At 56.5% G+C, this 18,441-nt stretch carries 14 protein-coding genes; 6 read left to right on the top strand and 8 right to left on the bottom strand.

What is annotated here, in order from left to right; genetic code table 11:
- Positions 1-351: 351 nt before the first annotated feature.
- The 4 genes from tnpA (at position 352) to B9H04_RS14345 (ending at position 4,666) form a co-directional block, all read left to right on the top strand.
- The gene (gene tnpA / locus B9H04_RS14360; RefSeq protein ID WP_049933040.1) at positions 352-741 is read left to right on the top strand and encodes an IS200/IS605 family transposase; all 390 of its coding nucleotides are present in this window, start codon (positions 352-354) and stop codon (positions 739-741) included.
- Positions 738-1,976 carry an RNA-guided endonuclease InsQ/TnpB family protein gene (locus B9H04_RS14355; RefSeq protein ID WP_049933041.1) on the top strand — a complete coding sequence of 413 codons (1,239 nt, stop codon included), beginning with the start codon at positions 738-740 and terminating at the stop codon, positions 1,974-1,976. Before tnpA ends, B9H04_RS14355 begins: the two co-directional genes overlap by 4 nt.
- Positions 1,977-2,460: 484 nt before the next feature.
- Entirely contained in the window at positions 2,461-2,796 is a 336-nt protein-coding gene (locus B9H04_RS14350; RefSeq protein ID WP_139835104.1) for a hypothetical protein, read from the top strand.
- Between the two features lie 757 nt (positions 2,797-3,553).
- On the top strand, positions 3,554-4,666 hold the full coding sequence (locus tag B9H04_RS14345) for a hypothetical protein (protein WP_049933043.1): 1,113 nt from the start codon (positions 3,554-3,556) through the stop codon (positions 4,664-4,666).
- A 1,305-nt stretch (positions 4,667-5,971) separates the two neighbouring features.
- Here the strand turns inward: B9H04_RS14345 and B9H04_RS14340 are convergent.
- From B9H04_RS14340 to B9H04_RS18215, 5 genes are all read right to left on the bottom strand, one after another.
- Positions 5,972-6,244 carry a hypothetical protein gene (locus tag B9H04_RS14340; RefSeq protein WP_080508651.1) on the bottom strand — a complete coding sequence of 91 codons (273 nt, stop codon included), beginning with the start codon at positions 6,242-6,244 and terminating at the stop codon, positions 5,972-5,974.
- A gap of 301 nt (positions 6,245-6,545) precedes the next feature.
- Entirely contained in the window at positions 6,546-7,013 is a 468-nt protein-coding gene (locus tag B9H04_RS14335; RefSeq protein WP_049933044.1) for a hypothetical protein, read from the bottom strand.
- The gene (locus tag B9H04_RS18225) at positions 7,013-7,636 is read right to left on the bottom strand and encodes a hypothetical protein (RefSeq protein WP_139835103.1); all 624 of its coding nucleotides are present in this window, start codon (positions 7,634-7,636) and stop codon (positions 7,013-7,015) included. Before B9H04_RS18225 ends, B9H04_RS14335 begins: the two co-directional genes overlap by 1 nt.
- Positions 7,636-8,373 (bottom strand): hypothetical protein, encoded by a 738-nt coding sequence (locus B9H04_RS18220; protein ID WP_139835102.1) that lies wholly within the window; start codon positions 8,371-8,373, stop codon positions 7,636-7,638. The genes B9H04_RS18225 and B9H04_RS18220 overlap by 1 nt, the downstream gene beginning before the upstream one ends.
- A gap of 36 nt (positions 8,374-8,409) precedes the next feature.
- A complete protein-coding gene (locus tag B9H04_RS18215; protein WP_139835101.1) occupies positions 8,410-9,144 on the bottom strand; it encodes a hypothetical protein in 735 nt (244 codons plus the stop codon).
- 87 nt (positions 9,145-9,231) lie between these two features.
- Between B9H04_RS18215 and B9H04_RS18210 the strand changes: the two genes are divergently transcribed.
- Together B9H04_RS18210 and B9H04_RS18205 are read left to right on the top strand one after the other, a co-directional pair.
- A complete protein-coding gene (locus B9H04_RS18210; RefSeq protein ID WP_139835100.1) occupies positions 9,232-9,711 on the top strand; it encodes a hypothetical protein in 480 nt (159 codons plus the stop codon).
- 73 nt (positions 9,712-9,784) lie between these two features.
- Entirely contained in the window at positions 9,785-10,585 is an 801-nt protein-coding gene (locus B9H04_RS18205) for a hypothetical protein (RefSeq protein ID WP_139835099.1), read from the top strand.
- Positions 10,586-10,897: 312 nt separating this feature from the next.
- Here B9H04_RS18205 and B9H04_RS14315 read toward each other — a convergent pair whose 3' ends face one another.
- From B9H04_RS14315 to B9H04_RS14305, 3 genes are all read right to left on the bottom strand, one after another.
- Positions 10,898-17,446: a sacsin N-terminal ATP-binding-like domain-containing protein gene (locus B9H04_RS14315; protein WP_049933049.1), complete on the bottom strand. Its 6,549-nt coding sequence runs from the start codon at positions 17,444-17,446 to the stop codon at positions 10,898-10,900.
- 298 nt (positions 17,447-17,744) lie between these two features.
- Positions 17,745-18,026, bottom strand: a complete 282-nt coding sequence (locus B9H04_RS14310) for a helix-turn-helix transcriptional regulator (RefSeq protein WP_080508652.1) — start codon at positions 18,024-18,026, stop codon at positions 17,745-17,747.
- A gap of 128 nt (positions 18,027-18,154) precedes the next feature.
- A partial coding sequence (locus tag B9H04_RS14305; protein ID WP_137708567.1) for a transposase occupies positions 18,155-18,441 on the bottom strand: 287 nt, incomplete at its 5' end.

Here is an 18,441-nt window from a genome sequence, read left to right as displayed (position 1 = left end):
CCCTATAACTGCCCGCCCCTTCGGGGTTGCCTTCGGCAATCGCCTGCGGCGACGAACACTTATAGGGGTGGATGTGCGATGCTCGGTGCCTGCCCTCCGGCGTTCGTTGGCTGGAGGCGTTCTCGTCGGGCAGTCCGCCCCAAGGGGCGGACGGAGGCGGACTGCCCTCCAACGAGGGGAGCCGTCCCAGCAATCATATGACTAGTGATACAGACACGAGCGCATACCCCCGTCTTTAGGCGGGGGTTAAGCGGACAATACCCTACACCACCATCGACGACGCCACGGCCGGATTTCCAACAGTTCTATCGTCAGTATTAATTCCCTGTTTGACTATAGTATGTAACACGGATGAAGACCACACGGCACGCGACCTACAACCTCAACTACCACATAGTGTGGTTGCCGGAGTACCGTCAATCGGTACTCGTCAACGAGGTCGCTGACCGTGTGCGAGACATCCTCCACGAGATCGCCGACGACAAAGGCGTCGAAATTCTTGACCTCACCGTCCAGCCCGACCACGTTCACCTATTCGTCAGTAGTCCGCCCAAGAACGAACCGGCGCTACTCGCCAATTGGTTCAAGGGTATCTCCTCCCGCAAGTACAACCACCGATACGCGGACCATAACGGCGAGAAAATCGGATGGGCGAGAGGCTACTACGCAGGGACTGCCGGGCACGTTTCGAGTGAGACTGTCGAGAACTACATCCAGCAACACAAGGAAGGCGATTCGTGACCGAACTCACGAAGACGCTGGAACTCAAACTTGTGGACCCGAACGCCCACAAGCGGCGGAAACTTCGAGAGACGCGAGAAGCGTACCAGCGCGCTCTCCAAGACGCCTTCGACGCCCGATGTACCACGCAGACTGAAGCGAACGACGTGGTGATCAACTACGACCTGAGCGGGTACGCGAAGAACGCGCTCAAGAAGTACGTCCCGCAACTCACGACGACCTACAACGCGGGTGAACTTCACGACGACCACCCTGTTCGGTTCACCAACGAGGGACTCCGACTTGACCACAAGCCCGAGAACGCTGTCGAGTGGTACGTCAAAATCCCGCACCACGACGATTACCGCCTCTGGATGCCAGCACAACCGAATCCCGAACAGCGGGGCTGGCTCGAAGCGTTGAACGCTGGTGACGCAAAGATGGGCGAGAGTCGGCTGTTCAAGCGGGGCGGAACGTGGTATCTCCACGTCACCGCCACTCGCGACGTGGAGGAACCCTCCGAGGTGTCCGCCGAAGAACGGACGCCCATCGGTGTCGACATTGGGGAAGCGTCACTCGTCACGGTGTGTCACCGCGATGACCACGGTTCTCCGACCGCGCCAGAACTGTGGGCCGACGAGGGCAAAACGGTCCGTCGGCTCCGTAAGACCTACTTCACCGCCAGGCGCCGACTCCAGACGCGCGGAAGCGAACGTATCGCGGAGTCCTTCGGTGACGACCTGTGGAACCAGATCGACGACGTGTTCCACCGGGTCACCCGCGAAGTCGTGGAGTACGCTGAGTCCATCGAGAACCCCGTGCTTGTTCTGGAAGACCTGACATACATCCGGGAGTCGATGGACTACGGCGAGTTCATGAACCGGCGTCTCCACGGATGGGGGTTCGCCAAAATCCACGCACAGATACGGTACAAGGCCGTCGAGAAGGGGATCCCCGTTGAGACGGTGAACCCACGTAACACGTCGAAGGAGTGCCACGCGTGCGGTGAAGTGGGATACCGCCCGCGACAGGCGACGTTCAAGTGTACGAACGACGCTTGCTGGATGGGCGAGTACCAAGCGGACGTGAACGGGGCGATAAATATCGCAGATCGCTACCTCAGTGGAGAGAGCCATTCAAGAGAACACACGGATAGCAATGACTCGGCTGAGGATGGGGGGCGTTTGACCGCCCCACAAGACACCCAAGCCGATGCTGAAACCCAGCAGGAGACGCTTGGGACGTATGCGTCTTGAAACCAGAGGGCTACACTCGGCCTGAAATCCCGTGGTGGGATTCCCGCGTCTTCAGGCGCGGGAGGAGGTCAAGAAGATGTCACCCAAGAGGATCTCGATAACGAATTAAACGAGTTCAGCGTCGCGCTTGAGTCCAGCGAAAGCTTCGCACACAGAGGGCCTTGGTTTGAAACTAACGACGAGATCCATCTTCAACACACTATCGAAACGATCGATGCCCCACAATTCTCCTCAAAAGGACCGCTAACTATTGCTCATATCTCATCAAATATGCGCAGTGAAGGCTACTTGGACAGCGTCCACCCGGAGAAAATCGGCGAGGATATCAGTTCCACCCTCTCTGCGATCGCCGACCCTGCCAACAACCATCTCCAGTTCTAGTTAACCGCCAGTTGTCCTCTCAAGATATAGGCCACCAGACCTAGCCAATCACTCGCGCCACCGTATTTTCTAGCTCCCGTTGGGAGTGGAGGAGATTTCAAAAATGAGCGAGCCACAAGCGACAGCGCAGCCATCAACCGGCGACGAAACTGACCGCGTTGGAACACCCAACCTCACGAACACCCACCAAGTGGACAGCGACGTCCGCCCGATGGAACCCGGCGAGGAACCATCCGATACCTTCCGCGCCGTCTATACGGCGCTGGACGAGGACCTCGAAGTCGAGATCGTCAAGCGTGTTCCGGCGAGCCAGAGTCCCCACCAGTTCGGCCACGCAGTCATCTCTCGCCCCGAGTGGGACGAGACGAAGACGGCGCTGTTCCAGAACGTGCGCGTCGACGTCCTCGACGGTAGCGAGGGGGACGGCTTCGATGCCTAGCTGGCCCCACTGTCCAAACGGTTGTGGCCCACTCGAAGCGTCCGGCAACTGTCCAGACTGTAACCACACCCGCGAAGCGCCCGTTACTCAAAACGGCGAGATCACCTTCACCACCAACTAACGATGAGCGAAACTCCAAGCTTCGAACCGACGTACCGTGTCGCCGACGATCGCGCCAGCGACCCAGCAGCGTTCGCGACCGGACCAGACAGCGAACCGTCCGTGGATCAGCACGCCCGCAACGACGGGTGGGGGGACACCCGATGAGCCCGCTGTATGGGTACACGGCCTCGGCGTGTCTGTTCTTCCTCGCAGCCGTCCTCACCTGTTCGATGTTCCTATCGATGGCCGGGTGAAAGCGGTCCAGAACTCACGAGGAGAGAGGAAAAGACGAAGAGAGCGAACAACTGTTTGTAGCCCCCGAAGGGGCTGGGGGGGCGCGAAGATGGAGCGACACACCGAGGTGCGGTCCGTCCGAGCGTCCACGACCGGGGAGAGGCAGGCTGCTTCGCGGCAGTTTGTGTTCCTCGGTCGAGTTGAAGGGATACACAGAACAACAGCGCGACGTCGTCGACTCGTCGAGAGCGTCGGCGTGAACAAGCTGGCTTCGAGAGCCCAGTCCACCTGCGCGAACCGGGGGAGTTTGTATTCCTCGAATTGGGTGGAGGGACTCTTGGAGGCGATACAGTCGGGTCGGCCGATGTTCCTGTCGATGTCCCTTCATGCGATTTCGAACCCGCAACTTACGTGAATTCCAATGTCCGCAACTTCCGACACTCAGACCGGTAGTACCGATTCCGAACTCAACGTGCTCGTGGCCGCGCTCGGCCTGACTGCGAACAATCGCTACGTGAAGGATCTGGGCGCACTCGCCGACAAGGCTGAGTCCGCCATCCAGTCGATCGCTGGGATGAACGGGCGGCGCGTCGACAACGTCGTCCTTCGTGGCAACTACGCGCTGGAACAGGAGCTCGAAGAGCGCATGGACGAGGACGCGCTCCCGGATGTCCAGTACGAATCCATCGACTTCCGGATGCTGCTCGACGACGAGCCTGAGACGTACGACAACGGCTCCAAGGAGATCAGCGGCGTTCGGCTCACCGCTGAGGAGAAGGCCGAGAACAACGACGGAGACGTCGCCGAGTTCGGCGACGATGCGTCGATGGCGGCGATCGTGGCGGCGTCTGACCCGGACCAGGAGACCGTCGACGAGATGATCGAGGCGCTGGACACCGTCGACGACGACTTCGATGCCGACGAGGACGAGTTCGTCATCCACGAGTGGCGCGAGGTCGAGTACGAAGACGGTTCCACCGGGATAGAGGCCTTCAGCGACTTCGACCTGCGGATTCGGGAACACCGGGACGCGATCCCGATGGGCGAGGTCGAAGATGCGACCGACGACGACTTCGACCCGGAGCGGACCGTCCTGACTCAGCAGCGGATCAATCGCGCGAAGGCGAAAGCCAAGGCGAAGACGGACGAGCGGCTCTACAACGAGTGGCACGACACGGTCACCGTCGATGCGGCGGTCTTCCTCCACGACGGCTCGGACCGCGGCATGGCGGCTCTGGAGAACGCCCGTGGCCAGAATGACTGGGCGAAGTACCCGTCGCAGTGCGAGGGCACCGTTCTCGAACTGTCGGCCAACCAGGACGACGACGCGATCGTCGACTGGGAACGCTACCTGCTTGAGACCGGGGACCTCGACGCCGATGAGCTGACCGACGAACAGGTCGAGATGCTCCAGGAGCTCCACACCGACGAGGATCTCGACTACATGGGCGTCGACGTCGAGACGGCAAGCACGGAGAGCCCGGAGCAGCAGCCGGGCGCGGGCAACGGCGTCCAGCCGGCCAGCGCCGACTGAGGCGAGACACTTCCCCGCTTCGGCCCTCCACGGCTCGTGGATCACTCCGGCTTCGGTGTGGGCTCGTTTTTCATACACCCGACTCCAATACGTCCAGCAAGCCGATTTTCCAACTGCTGGAGCAGACAGCCACCGAGCGCGCACCACGAAGCAACCGCGAGCCGGTCTCAGAACACCCTACGCACGGAGATCTGGCGACGACAGAAACAATCAAGCGGAAGCACCTATACACAACATCCAATGGATATGTGCCCAGACTGCCGAGCAGGAAAGCGGTTCCTAACCCGAACACAAACGCGGGAACACCTGCTCAACCCAGAGTGGCAGATCGAATGCGAGCGATGCGGCTTCACGACGATCGAACAGACGCGACTCCCCGGACGCAGGAAGCCCGGCTACGGGCGGGCCGACATAGGACGGCACAGCAGCGGCGAGAAGCGATCGTAGCTCGCAACAGGCCAGACCCAACCCGGATGCGTCGAACGACGAGCAGCCGCCAGCACGTCGCTACGTTCGCGGCCTCACGGCCAGCGGGATCAGAGTGGGGCAGACAGCAATCGGAGAAGGGGCCGGTGGCACCGACCACAGCGATCAGTCGGGTGCCGACGGCTGCCAACAGAGGCTGGGTGCCGAACCCCGCCAGCGAGTCAATTCCAGTACCAGAGCAAAAGTCAGGTGCCCTGTCCAACCAGCTGGGCGGGACAGGACACGCCACCATCTGGAGGTCCGTTCGACGTCGAGGTGTCCGGTGCCGAGTCCTCCCACCCAGTAACAGTCGGGTGCCGAACCATGCCCGGTGCCGGCGGCTACCAGCGACCCGGCTTAGTCGCACGTAGTCCGATGTGGGCTATCGACATACCTCGGCCAACCCGGTCCCGGAGTAGGCTACTCCGCCGTTACCGACCAGCCAGCTCCTTACAGTTGGGGTAGCCCGGTGCCCCAACAGACCGCAGTTCCCGGTGCCCAAACAGACCGTAGTTCCGGTGCCCCAGCAGGCCACTATGTCCGGTGCCCCAACAGACCGCAGTTCCGGTGCCCCTCGCTATCCGGTGCCGAAACAGGCTGACCAGCCACCAGCGAAGAGAGCCAGATAGCGTTCTTGTGGCAATAGCCCGACAGCTGAAACCACTCAGGATTCAATGGCTGGTACCCCCAACAGCCAGCTGGTCCGGTGCCCTTTGCTGCCCGTAGGTCCGGTGCCCTCAATAACCGTCGGATCTGATGGCAATTTACTATCAGTAATTAAGTGGATAATTGGCTCTGTTGAAATCCTTAGACGGTAATATATTCTGTTCCGGTCTCGATTTATGCTCCGACTTCATCAGCGAGAGCTTGGAGATCGGCCTTCCGAAAAGTGGAGCCGCTAGCCGACTCTAGCGACTCTGCAATGTCCACCTGTACTCGGATCAGTCGGCGCATCTGCGATGTTGATGATCGCCCAGCCTCACCGACGTCGACTCCGAGTGCCTCACACACCGCTTGGAGTTCCTCTTTTGTGAACGAGGCCTTGACCTCCCGCTCGAAGCGACCAGTTGCTACTCGAATCGCGTTGCGTAGTTCCTGGACGGTGGGACTCATGGTTTCCTTCTCTCCCCTTATGTCCCTCAAACTTCCTACTCAGTTGCGGTGAGACCTTCTAGGAATCCCGACTTGCTACACCTGTCCATTCCTGAATACAGTTTCTGATTCTCTCACACGGTTGCTGATAAAATGCGAGGAGGTGAAGGTGTTGTCTGGGCGGAGTGTCCCAATCGCGATACAATCATGGATCCGATACAAAACAAGCCAGAGTAAGGGACGAATTTCTGCCATCTGCTGTCAGTAGACGCTCAGATAGTAGCGTTGTAGTAGACAGCGATGTTCCGAGTGTCTGGTACCCTCAGTCTTCGAGTTCGTTGAGCGGGCTCTCACGTACCGTCCCAAACTCCCGTTGATGCCGAAGGGATTTCTCTTCCAGTTGGATCAAGAACTTTTTCGCAGCCAGTACTGCCTCATTGACTTCAGACTTCGCACACGTGAAGTACACTTCTCCTAAGACGTAATTTGGCTTTGCCGTCTGATAGCTATATGTCTCCCACTCGTAGTCCGACAGGACTCCAGAGGCTTCCGAAACAATCCAGTTCGCAACCACATGCGATCGCATCTTTTCCTCGTCTTCAAGAGCATCTGGATAATTCCGATCCAAGTTGTAGTCAAGAGGTGCTGGGAGGTATCCGATAACAATTTCTACCGTCTCGTCGCCGAGATCGACGAGTAGAATCTTCGCATCATTACTCTGGAAAAGGTTAGAGACTGTATATTCAGCATCTGCGTCTTCTTCGATAACAGGGGCTGAGTGATCTCGCATCAGTCTTCATCCTCCGTTATCTCGATATCGGTGAGTACAGCGACTGGCGGCCGAGCCAACTCCGCTGCCCCCTCTCGTTCCGCCCGAATTGTCTCGGGTGAAACCTCCTCACCATTGAACACAGAGAGCGCGTCAGCAAACGCGTCAACCGACGTCGTATCGTCGAAAAACAGGTGTTCCAAGGCCTCGATCGACACTCGGTCACTATCACCGCGTTTGAGCGCGGCAAGCCGATCTTCAGGCGGTAAGAAGGGCTCTGTCGTGATTGAGAGATTCACTTGTGCGTGACGCTGGTGGGCAGCCTCTGCTTGTTTAATCGCACTCACAAGCCGGTGTTTTGGATCATCACCTGTAAGCTGAAGTGTCGTATAGAGCGCAGCGTGTGCGTATTGTGCTGGGGCTCGAATCGAGCGCTTAGCTTCTTCTCCACCGGTCATGACGGCCTCGAGTTCGTCATCATCAAGGTAGAGATAGAGATACATGAGATCGACTAGTGTGTCCGGCAGTCGGGTCGAAACTGCCTCAAGAACACGCTCTCGCTGAGTGTCTGCGTCTGGATGCTCTCCGGTGAGTATCTCACGTTCGTTGTCCGTAAGCAGTCCAGATGGGTGGTTATCCGACATTACTTGTCACCTGACGTGGTTGTGGAGGCAACTTCCGAGAGCGAGAGTGCTTGGTCTCGCTGGTACTCTGTGAGCCTATCCAGGAGTTCCGCGTGTGACCAGTCCCAATCTGTCGGACCAAACAACACCGTTCCAAGGAGAGTGTTATTGACATACTGCATCCGGAATACATCGACGAGTTTTGGCTTATCAGCCATTTCAAACAGTTCTTCACTCGATATATCCAGTCCAATGTAGATCCCAGTACGCCATTCTCGGAACGTTTCACTCTCCTCGTACTGCCTCTCAAAATGCCAAGAGGACTCCGTCTCTGCGTCGTACTCGTCGATGAACGCAGCGTACTCTTGGGACATCGTCTCTGCCGCTATCGTGACCTCATCCGACGAGACTCCAACACACGCTGATGACCCCGCAACCCAGAGTGGTTCTTCCGGTTCGTTCCCCGCCCAGAAACCATTGTACGCTACTTGATTGCGCGGGGTGGAGCCTTCACCCGGTGACTGTATGGCGTCGAACGCACCAGCTGCGTCGGTTCCCGACAACGGAGTAAATGGCTCTGGAAGCTGGGCTTCTGCGATAAGCGCCTCTTTTGGGCGGAGTGCTTCCGATGTGGTATCGCCAGAGGATACGGCTGTCATGAACGGCCCCGTCGCCAGTCCAGCTAAGTATGATCGTCGAGAGACGCTACTATCTGTTTTCTCATCGCTCCCTTCAGGGTGAGTATCTGGTGTTGTCATTGGTGTCGTGGTCTGGTAGTATTTGGAGACACGGAGTCAGTCAGCGTGTCCCTCGCTGGCGGCAACTAGCTGGTGTATCGGTTTGGGAGAGATCGAATGTGGTTCAGGAAGAAGAGAACTTGAGGTGGACCCGGTTTCGCCAGTCCCGTCAGCATCTACGGCGCTATTCTCTTGTCTGTGTTCTCGGTGACTCGTCGTTATCTCCTGCCGGCTCGCTTCTAACAACGGCTTTACAGCAGGTCCTGTCTGTGATGACTCGGCCACAATCCAGATCGCGCCAAGTGGTGTTACCTGAAACAGTATTGCGGTCTCTTCAGATTCCGTGTCGACGTTCGTCACGATCAGGCTGTGGGAGTGTACTGATCGTTGTTCACTATCGGGTGTCGCTGTTGTGATCGTATCTACAAGCGCTTCTCTGCCAAACGTATAGATCGACTGCCAGTCTGTCTGAGTGACTTGCTGGATCGGGATGAACAGCGAGAGTACTGTAGCTGAAAGAATGCCTTCTAATCCCTCTGCGTCTGTCTCTCCCCACGCAAGTCCCCCTTCTACCGCATCAAAACGCGAGCCGACGCACGTATTCATGAACTCATCAAGACACGATAATAGTCCACTCTGTGCGAGGACTGCTGGCGCAACTCCGGCGTCTTGAGTTTCAGAAAACCAGTTGCTATGGCCACTATACCCGAGTTCTTGAAATGGCGTTAGTCCGGTTAACCCTCTCTTGATTGGTTGGCCATGCGATCCAGTCCCGATTGTGTCACGACCCACAGCCGATCACATATACTGTAATGATATATATCTGTGGGATAGCAGTATATGGCAAAAAGTTATTTACTCGGGCTCGAAACTCATCCCATGAGCGATAAAGAATCAATCAATCTTCGGATTGAGAGTGGGCTCAAGAGAGCAGTTGAGCAGATCTCAGAAGAAGTTGAGGGAGATTCTCGCCCTTCTGATCTGAGTCTGACCGCAGCGAATCTGATCAAAATTGGGCTTGGTGGAGAACGAGCTGGTATTGAGCCTGATATCGTCGGAGAATTCTTCGAAATACCGCGCCTCTTTGCCAGTATCTCATTTGATGGCGAGAAAGTGACAATGGGAACACAATTAGATTCAAAAACAATTGCTGGACTACAGAACGAGTTCAACCCAAAAAAACACACTGCAGCAAGAGAGGCGCTCCAACTCGGTGTTATTATCGTCGACCCTGGCGAGAAATCGATCGTGGGTCCACTTGGTGGCCCCCGCCCGTTTGTAGAGATAGATATTGATAACCACGTTGAAGGTGACGATGCGCAGGAAGCCCTGCGTTACATTACAGAACGTTTGATCTAAAATGGAATTTGAAAACTCAATCCCGCTCCCGCTCGGATCAAAACTTTCGCAGAATACGGTATTGGCGAATTCGATGGTCCAACTTGAGGGGGAAAATATTGAGGTTGAGGCTGAGACAGACAGCGGTTGGCCCACTATCATCACGCTGGAAAGTGATGGACACCCAGCAGGGATCGCTGTTGATTACCTTGGTATGTGGCATGGGCGCAACGTCGGAATGGAAGAAGTCGATCTCTTACTAATCTACGAGAATGGTGAGTGGAGATGGCGGGCAATTGTGGCTTTCAGCACTGAGCAAGACGCAATTGAACGTGGACAGTACGAGGCAGATGGGTATAATGGGTACAAACTCGTTCCATGGAACACCGACGATCGTTTCGATCAAATGGAAGAATTGCTTGATGAGGACATCACGCCGATAGTATACGACCAGGATTATCCTACGAATGCTGCTCACGTGATGCAGAAAGCAGATAGCATCCACACTCTGAATCGAATATTAGGTATAGGACAGCTGAAGACACTCACAAAACGACGAAAGCAGCTCTTTACTAAGATCGTCCCACGATCGGTTCGATGGGAAAACAAAGAGAACAGTCTCCAAGAGTTGGCACGAGATGTCGTAGATAACCGTCGGGATACACCCCAACCTGCGGATGAGCCCTATCAGGAAGGCGACGATGTCCAAGTCAATCTAGGATCTGCTGATCCTAACAATCCTTATGATGGGGAGACTGGAAAAGTTATTAACGTGTTACAGGAAGGTTTCGATGGAGAAGCTGAACATGAGGTAGACGCCTACTCATATAAGATCGAAATCGCTGGTGAAGTTCCCATCACTTGGTTCAGACATCGGGAATTAGTACCGACATGAGTTAATCAATCTCCGGATGTAGTAAAATTCTGGTTACATCGGATGAGGAGTAGAGCCTCGCTAAGAACGAATTATAAGTAGACATCTGGTTGTCGAGAGTCAGTGGATTCGGTTCAAATACTCGAATTGAACCGCTACATCCCTTATTAAATATTGAATGACCGCTGAACACCAGCCACACATTCTCCGGTAGAGATACTCTGAGATGAGACAAACCCCATTATTGGCGGCTCATTAAGTACTAAAGCCCCCACCGGTGCATTGTCCACTGTACGATGTATCTGAATGATGACTTACTGGATGCTAAACCCGTTAGGTCTGGAATGTGATGTAGAACGACCCTCCTCGAAGTTTTTCGAGAACGGTAGCTGAGTCGCTCTCGATGCCCACGAAGTCAGCGACGTTCTCGATGTCAAATATCTGTAGTTGATTGTGTTCGTCCTCATTTTCACGCCAATCTGTGGGAAATCCGACCAGGCGGACGAGATAGCTGTGTTCCGCGTCGCCATCTGTGATATCGGGACCACCGCCCGTCGGACCAGAACGAAGTGCCATCCGCAACTCATTACCGGTTAATTTGATCCGGCCGTTGTGGATACGCCCGCTGTCGACGGCCTTTACTTCGACACGTCGCATCCACGGGGACTGCCAACTCGCTAGCTCCGTGTCAACTGGCATCATGGCGAACGGGTCGATGAGGTCGAATCCCGGCCCTCGCTCCGCGGAGGTGTCGAACAGCGCGTGGAATGCAGCTTTCGTCTCAGGCGTTGCCTCAAGTTCGCTGGCGCCGAGCAGTGCTACTAGATCTTCACTACTCTGGGCTCCGCCGGCGACAGAATCTGGAAGTGAGCTAGCGACATCTTCGATCCCGTTGAGACGCCAGTTTTCGTCTGCCCGCCACTCTCGAACTACGTCGAAGATCCGTTTGCGAACTGTCTGAGGGGCGTCGCGAAACCGCCTCCAAGCTCGGTCCAGACAAATTAGTTCGCCCTCGCGGCCACGGGCGTCGATCTCTGCGTTCACGTGGGAGTAGCCATCTCCGGATGACTCGCCGATATCCGGAGAACCACCTTCGGTTACTGCGGCGGCTGCTTCGAACTCTGTCGTGATCTGTTCCATCCCGTCGTCATTGCTTGTGATCCAGTCCGTGGTGAGGTCACTCCGGTTCGCACTGGTCCCCGTTGTCGACTCGCTATCTCTCTGTTCGTAGGTCGCGAGTACGCTAGCAACACGCTCTTCTGCGGCCTCGTAATCTGAGACTGCGTCGACTAGAGCGCTAAGGAAGTCGTCAATATCCGGCTCGTTGTAGACGATATCCGATTCTTGGAGCGCAACCCGCTCCGCCTCAACCCATTCTGTGACGGCGTCGACGAACTGCTCGGTTGCCGGAGGCTCCAGTGTCACGTACGGAATATCGCCGAGACGAAGGTTCCGAAGCGACGGATTGAGATCGCTGTCGCCTCGAACGATCGCAGCGACGCGACGGCGCGGCCCAGGTATCCGAGAGGATGTCGCTGTCTCGCGGACCGCGCGCTCGATACCTTCCTCACCTTCGTCTTCGTGGTCAGCCAGTGCATCCCAGAACCGTCGGAGGCGGTGGACTGCCGTCACATACGACTCGACCGATTGGGAGGACCGCGATTGCGGCCACTCATCAAGCTCCACCCACTGGTGGCCGACATCGACAAGATCGTCGATGTTGAGAACCTCATCGCGTGCAAGCTGATACGCGATTCGGAGCCTTGTCTCATGGGTATTAGTCGCTGCTGCCACGAGACACATTGCTGCGATATCTCTCTCAAGGCCACATTCCGTTGTCAGTTTCTCGCTCCATGCTTGTAGGAGCGGATTGCCGTCAGCAAATTCCTCACGCTCGGTCGCAGACCGTGCCGCCGTTAATGTCTCCCGGGGCTCGACGTCGAATTCGTCGGGTGTAGGGAGCGACACGTCCGACCAGTGCGTGGAGACAAGTCCGTTGAGAGTCTGGAAGACCTCCTCGAGACGACGTGTTCGAAGTTCGGTTACCTCTCGACGGATGTTTTTGAGTGCGTCGTTGTACTCGTCTTCGAGGGCAGATTCGTTCTTGAACAAGACGTTCTCGAAGGTGTCTCGCAGGTCGAACTGCTCGATCACTTGGACGAGTCCGTCGGCGGCGAGATACGGCGGTATTGCTTCATCGTCTGTCTGATACCGATCGACCGAATCCCGGAACAGCGCGATGTGAGGTGACGCACTTCCCTCACCTGGCTTCCACTCCGCTGAGTTCCGTCGTACATCATCGTTCTCACTTCGCTCAACGATGCCGATCGGATTCTCGAATACCGCTGAAAGATCGTCGTGAACCGACTGAAGATTCGGTGCCGTCGCGTTCTCCAGATAGCCTGCCAGCAGGTACTCCTGTCGATCACGGAGTTTCGATCGCAAATCGTCGAGCCGGTTACTGCCGGATTCCACGTTCGCACCGTGAATCGGTCGTGGCGACGGTGGTTTCGTCTCGGTCACGATGCCGAAGTCCACGGCATCAGACTCGTCACCCAGCATGTATGCGAGTTCGGTCTCGTCGGCCGGTCGCTCGACAAACCGACGGCCGTCGTTCACTAGCCGCTCACGAGAGTATTTCGACAGTGGTTGTGTGAAAACGACCGTCTCGGAATTTTCGTCTGGGTGGTGGTCACGTCCAATACGGAGCGCTTTCGGTGTACTGCCTTCGGTGACGGGGAGAGACGTGCCGAGATGATGAAGATCACGCCGGATCCAGCGTCGCTTTGGTTCCCGATCATCGAGTTCCCGGGAGAGTGCGTCGTCAGCAACGAGACGACGCAGTAGTGCGTCGGTAGGTACCGATAGCGCCTGGGTGGCCCAACTCGCTTTGACAGTAAACGTCTGGCCTGGAGCCCCGATGCTAACCTTCTCATCGAATTGCGAGAGGAACCACTTGAGGCGTCTGGCCGCCATTGGGGGAGTCAATGTATCGAGCTGTTGGATACCCAAAGATCGGAGTGCGTCCGGGACATCGACGACATCTGATTTCCCCTCATCCCAATCGGTCGCGTCCGTCAACCGTTCCTCTAGTTCCCCAACATGGACCCGGGGCAGGTACTGAATAGCCCCTCGTAGATAGTCGTCGTCGTGAAGCAGTAGTTCCCGTGCCGAAAGCTGGTCGCCATCTTGGATGGTGAGCCTGTCGTCGCCTGGTTCCTCTTCGAACATACCCTCAGCAGGCCACAGTTGCTCGCGGGCAAGTTGTACAAGCCCGAGAGACGGAATTCTGCTATCGTCGCTGGCGGTGCTGAAGGAGTGCCACCTGCTACAAAGCCAGGCGACTTCGGCGACACCGTCGGAAAGCTCCGGCCACATGAGAAGGATGGCATCACGGTAGTCACGACCAGAGACCGACTCGGATTCCGGAAGGTCCGGGAGGTACCACCACATCGGGAGCAGCGCTGCACCGGGGTAGTCCCCCACAAGAGTGTCCACATCCGGATCCAGCCAGTGGTTCCCACAGCCAGTCGAATGAGAGGCGCTGAACGCCGGGTTATTGTCGGACTGCCAGACCGTGTCTCGATACGCTTCGACGAGGTCTTTCGGCGGGCTGAAATCCGACCCTTCCGGAAGCGCACCACTTGCGAGGTTCTGTGCGTCAGAGACAGTGAGTGTGCCCGCCTCGGAATCACGTTCCCCTCGCGTCGGGAGTGTCCACCGCCACTCGATACGTGGTCCGACTTGTACGCCTAGGTGAATCAGGGCGTCGAGTCGCCGGATACGGTCGAGCTCGTCTGAGCCAACATTGTCACCGAAGACTTCGGTCCAGTAGTCGTCGTCAGGCGGAGCGATTTCGCGGGTGCCGCTAGGTGTTGCGTCGGAAGCGAGCCGGACCGCAGCTGCCCATCGACGGAAGGAATCCGCTCGCGTATCCTCAGTGCTATTCTGGCCGCTAAAGCGGTCGAATTCCGGCTCAGCGGCTTCGAGTGTGTCGGCGGCCGTATTGAACTCCACTGCCCACTCGATCCCAAACGATAGCTCTTCAGCTGGGCGCGTCTCGATCCGTTCCTGATCCGATGGCTCGGTGGAAGTCACTTCGTTGGCTAACGAGTCGGATCTGGAGACCGGGAGTTGTACCCGCTGGACGTAACGCTGTTCCAAATAGTCGTCGTAATTTGGGGGAAGTGAACCGGTCTTTCCGCCCTTCAGAGTTTCCTGTAGCTCGCCGAACTGGTGATGTCGGTGGGGCTGCGGGTTGAGCCAGTCGGCAATCTGACTCTGGGTCACCGTTCTGTACAGGTCGACGATGTATCCAATCACGTCGGGATCGGACGTTACATCCCCCGAGTATCCGCCGGCCTCAGCGGCAACTCGGCGGTAGAACTCTGCGGGACTATCGAGGTTCCGCGTTCCCCACTCCCTGTTGAAACTCTCTAGCGGCCCGGTCCAGTCCGATCTGAACGGGACAACGAACACAGGCAGATCGTCCGGCGGCGTCGGAAGGTCAGAAATGATCGACCGCGCCGTGTTCCCACCAGTCCGTCGAAAGACGATGCGCTCGCTCCGTTTCGTTCCCCCGCCCTCACCGCCGTCATGTCTCGATCGTGCTCTGACAAGGTGAGTAATCGCTGGCGAATCATCGTCGTCGTGGTCTCGGTGTGCCTCAGCGGGCAATAGTGGAACCCGTGTGTCACCCAACTGTGTTGCCGACCGCTTTGCATCTGTCCCGCTCTTGATGTCGAGTTCCTCGCCATCCGAGGCTGATTGGAGGACACTACAGATGGACTCGAAGTACTCTGTCGCGTGGCGGACCTCATCGACTGGAACTGCCCAGTCGATTGTGCCCTCCGTATGGCTACTTACACCCCAGTACTCGCTGAGGATGTCAATACAGCCCCGACGCCCTTCATCATCGTCGAACAGGCGGTCGAGAACGTCAGTGAGTCCGATACGAGCGGCACACTGTCGGAACGCCAAACCAGACTCACTTTCGGAACCGAAAACAGCAGTCCGCCACCTCTTGCCGGATTCGATGACGCTGCGTCCGGGGACTGGTGCCGCCGGTGCGTCACGTCGGAGCGGCTCGAAAGCATGGAGACGTTCTGGGTCACACAGCACCGCAGTCGGTCGTTGTGGCTCGCCAGCGTCGCTCGGGACGATCGGCTCCTCACGGAGTTGTCCAAGCGTGTCTTCCACAGCGGTTGCAACAATCTCCGATGTATCAGACTTTTCTGCTGCGTCGAGTGGTGTAACCAGCCACGGCATCCACTGGTTAAACGTATCCATCTCAGCCGAGTCCGTCGCTGACTCGCCGGTCGCGAGGTCAGCTGCTGCGGTTGCGACGAGTCGCGGTAGTTTGTCGAGTATCCGCCGGTTCTGTTCATCCGCTGTGAGTGATTGGCGGTCAAACCCAACCCGGAACGGCGCATGGATGGCGAAGGGGAACGGCGTTTCGACCTCCTCGATCGGGTAGTACAGATAGAGTGGCTTCGATTTGGGTCTCCAACCGTCTTTTGTTGTCGGTTTTTCAAACAGGAGATGGACATCGTCGGGGTTCGACTCCGCCTCCTGGTTTTCAGTGATGTCGTCGTACGTTCCGGTGTACTGCCAAAACGTCCGAACGTGTGAGTCGGAATCGTCGTTCTGCGAGTCATCAACCGTGTAAGTTACCTTTCGGCGACTGACTGTAGGTGCGTTCGAGAGTGGGTTGGAATCTCCTTGGTCAACCGTTATCTGTCGGTGGTTTTCCATCTGCAAAATTCCATCTGCGTTCCGTGACACTCGGACTAGGTTTAGTTGCTCGATGTGCCCGAGCAGTATCAGCGTCTCCGGAGAGATGTTTGTACATTCCTCCCACAGCGTCTCTTGGCGTTGCTGACTAAACGCCGCTGAATCGCTGTCCGTCGACGATCGGTGGTCCCGGAACGTCGACACTACCTTGTCGTCAGCGTCGGTGAGCATGCCGTCGACACGGTCGAGGAGCGCCCGCCATTCAGTATCGACGTAGTCGAGTTCGACAGCCGTAGTGTACGATCCGCCGTGGACATCTATCCACGAACGTAGGTCCTCACTAAGCGGGCTGTCCATGGTGTGGGCTGCCTCTTTCGTCCCGACGAGTCCCGATCGCAGCGGAGAGGCGTCTTTCTGCGAGGCGTCGGGGAACGGGTACCGGAACAATGAGAGCCGTGGCAGGTCCGAGAGAAGCGCGCTGGGGCTCGGTGGCTCCTGCTCTTCGTTGAGCAATTGACGGCGTATCGTATCTTCAGTGAGATACTCTGGTAATGCGCTAGCACCGATATCTGACGCGAGCGACTGGCAGGCATTGACGAGAGTGTCGTTAGTGGACGGACCGATACGGCTCTTGAACGAATTCTCTCCTAGCAATCTCCCGTACGCCGTGAGCAGCATGCGGGCGGCTCTTGCCCGAGAGAAGTGTGCCGAGAACTGCTCCGAGTCAACCTGCGAGTAGATACTGAACTGCTCGCTCAGCTGGAGTACCGACTTAAGCCCGACACCTTTCTCACCAATAGATCCTCGATCCTGAGCCTTCGCGGATCGCCCAAGGGAGGTAACAGCCCGAAACACCTCTTCGTCATCCAGCCGGAAGGGACTCCCCGTGTTGGCGACCATCAGCGAATCGGGGCCGACAATTACCGAGACACTTCCATTCCCGTCTCCCTCTATGATCGCATCCCGCGCGTTCTGGACGAGCTCCAAGACTGTTCGATCATCATGAGCGGCGGAGACCACCTGGTTCCCATAGCCAAGGTCCGCTTCCTTGCTCCATGCTGTCTTGTTGTTTAACCCGTCGAGTAGCTCTTCGTGTTCTTCGCAACAGAAGTTGGTGAGACGATTAGAGACAGATGCGTATTCAGACATGTGATGTGTTGAGTTGGTTACCTCTCTCGCTTCACATTGTAAGTAGTAACGGTCGGGGTCTGAATACATACGATGAAATCAGAACACATCACCAAACCGTAAACTGGAGAGAATGTCTACTCAGAGAGAACAGCTAATCTCTGAGAATGAATCTGACTGCTAATGCTCAGAAAACTTTTCGTCTAAATCTACAAGTAATTCTAGTGGAGAATTTTTCGCATCTAGGCCTGTGAATGGCTGTCGTGCTGTACGCTCTTTGGGTAACGAATTTGTGTTGTCGTTCATCGCTACGCTCCGATCAGTTGTCGTGGTCGATATACTCGGCTTCCCATTCAGCTCGCGCCTCGATTTCTCTGGTGCCTCGACGAGTGGTGGTATACTCGTTAGTTCGTCGATCTCGCTGACTTTTCTCGACAAGTCCCTTCTCAACGAGCGTATCGAGATTCGGATAGAGGCGGCCGTGGTGGATCTCTTTTTCGTAGTAGTCTTCGAGTTCATCTTTGATCGCGAGCCCGTGGGGGTCATCCAGACCGGCGATTACGTACAACAAATCCCGCTGAAAGCCTGTGAGGTCATACATACTCTGTCTTACGTATTCAAGTTTTGAAATACTACTGATTTTCGAAGTGCTGTTCTAATGATGACTTCTTAGTCAGTATCGAACACAGTAGAGTAGTAGCTCAGGAGACAACGATATCTGAATCGCTCTTATGTAGAACTACGGAAAGCCCCCATAACAAGGCAGTCAATGGTGATATCGACGGATGCGCCTGTGAGATTCAGCGATCTAATGATCCCGAATGTATGAGCGGCCTGTTCCAAGCCTTGCTTGGACAGGCCGCGGAACTTCCGCAGCCACGGTTGAACAAGCGAAAACAGACATTCTGCCTGATTGATGTGGACTCCGTCAGGCGATACGTACCTCTCTTTGTGGACGACCGTTCGGTGATCCCGATCCATCTCGCGGTACGCTTGGAGTCCATCTGTCCAGACCT

Source organism: Halorubrum ezzemoulense DSM 17463 (assembly GCF_002114285.1).
In the GTDB taxonomy this organism is placed as follows: domain Archaea; phylum Halobacteriota; class Halobacteria; order Halobacteriales; family Haloferacaceae; genus Halorubrum; species Halorubrum ezzemoulense.
The sequence above is the reverse complement of the archived record's forward strand: the minus strand, read 5'-3'. Positions and strand labels throughout refer to the sequence as shown.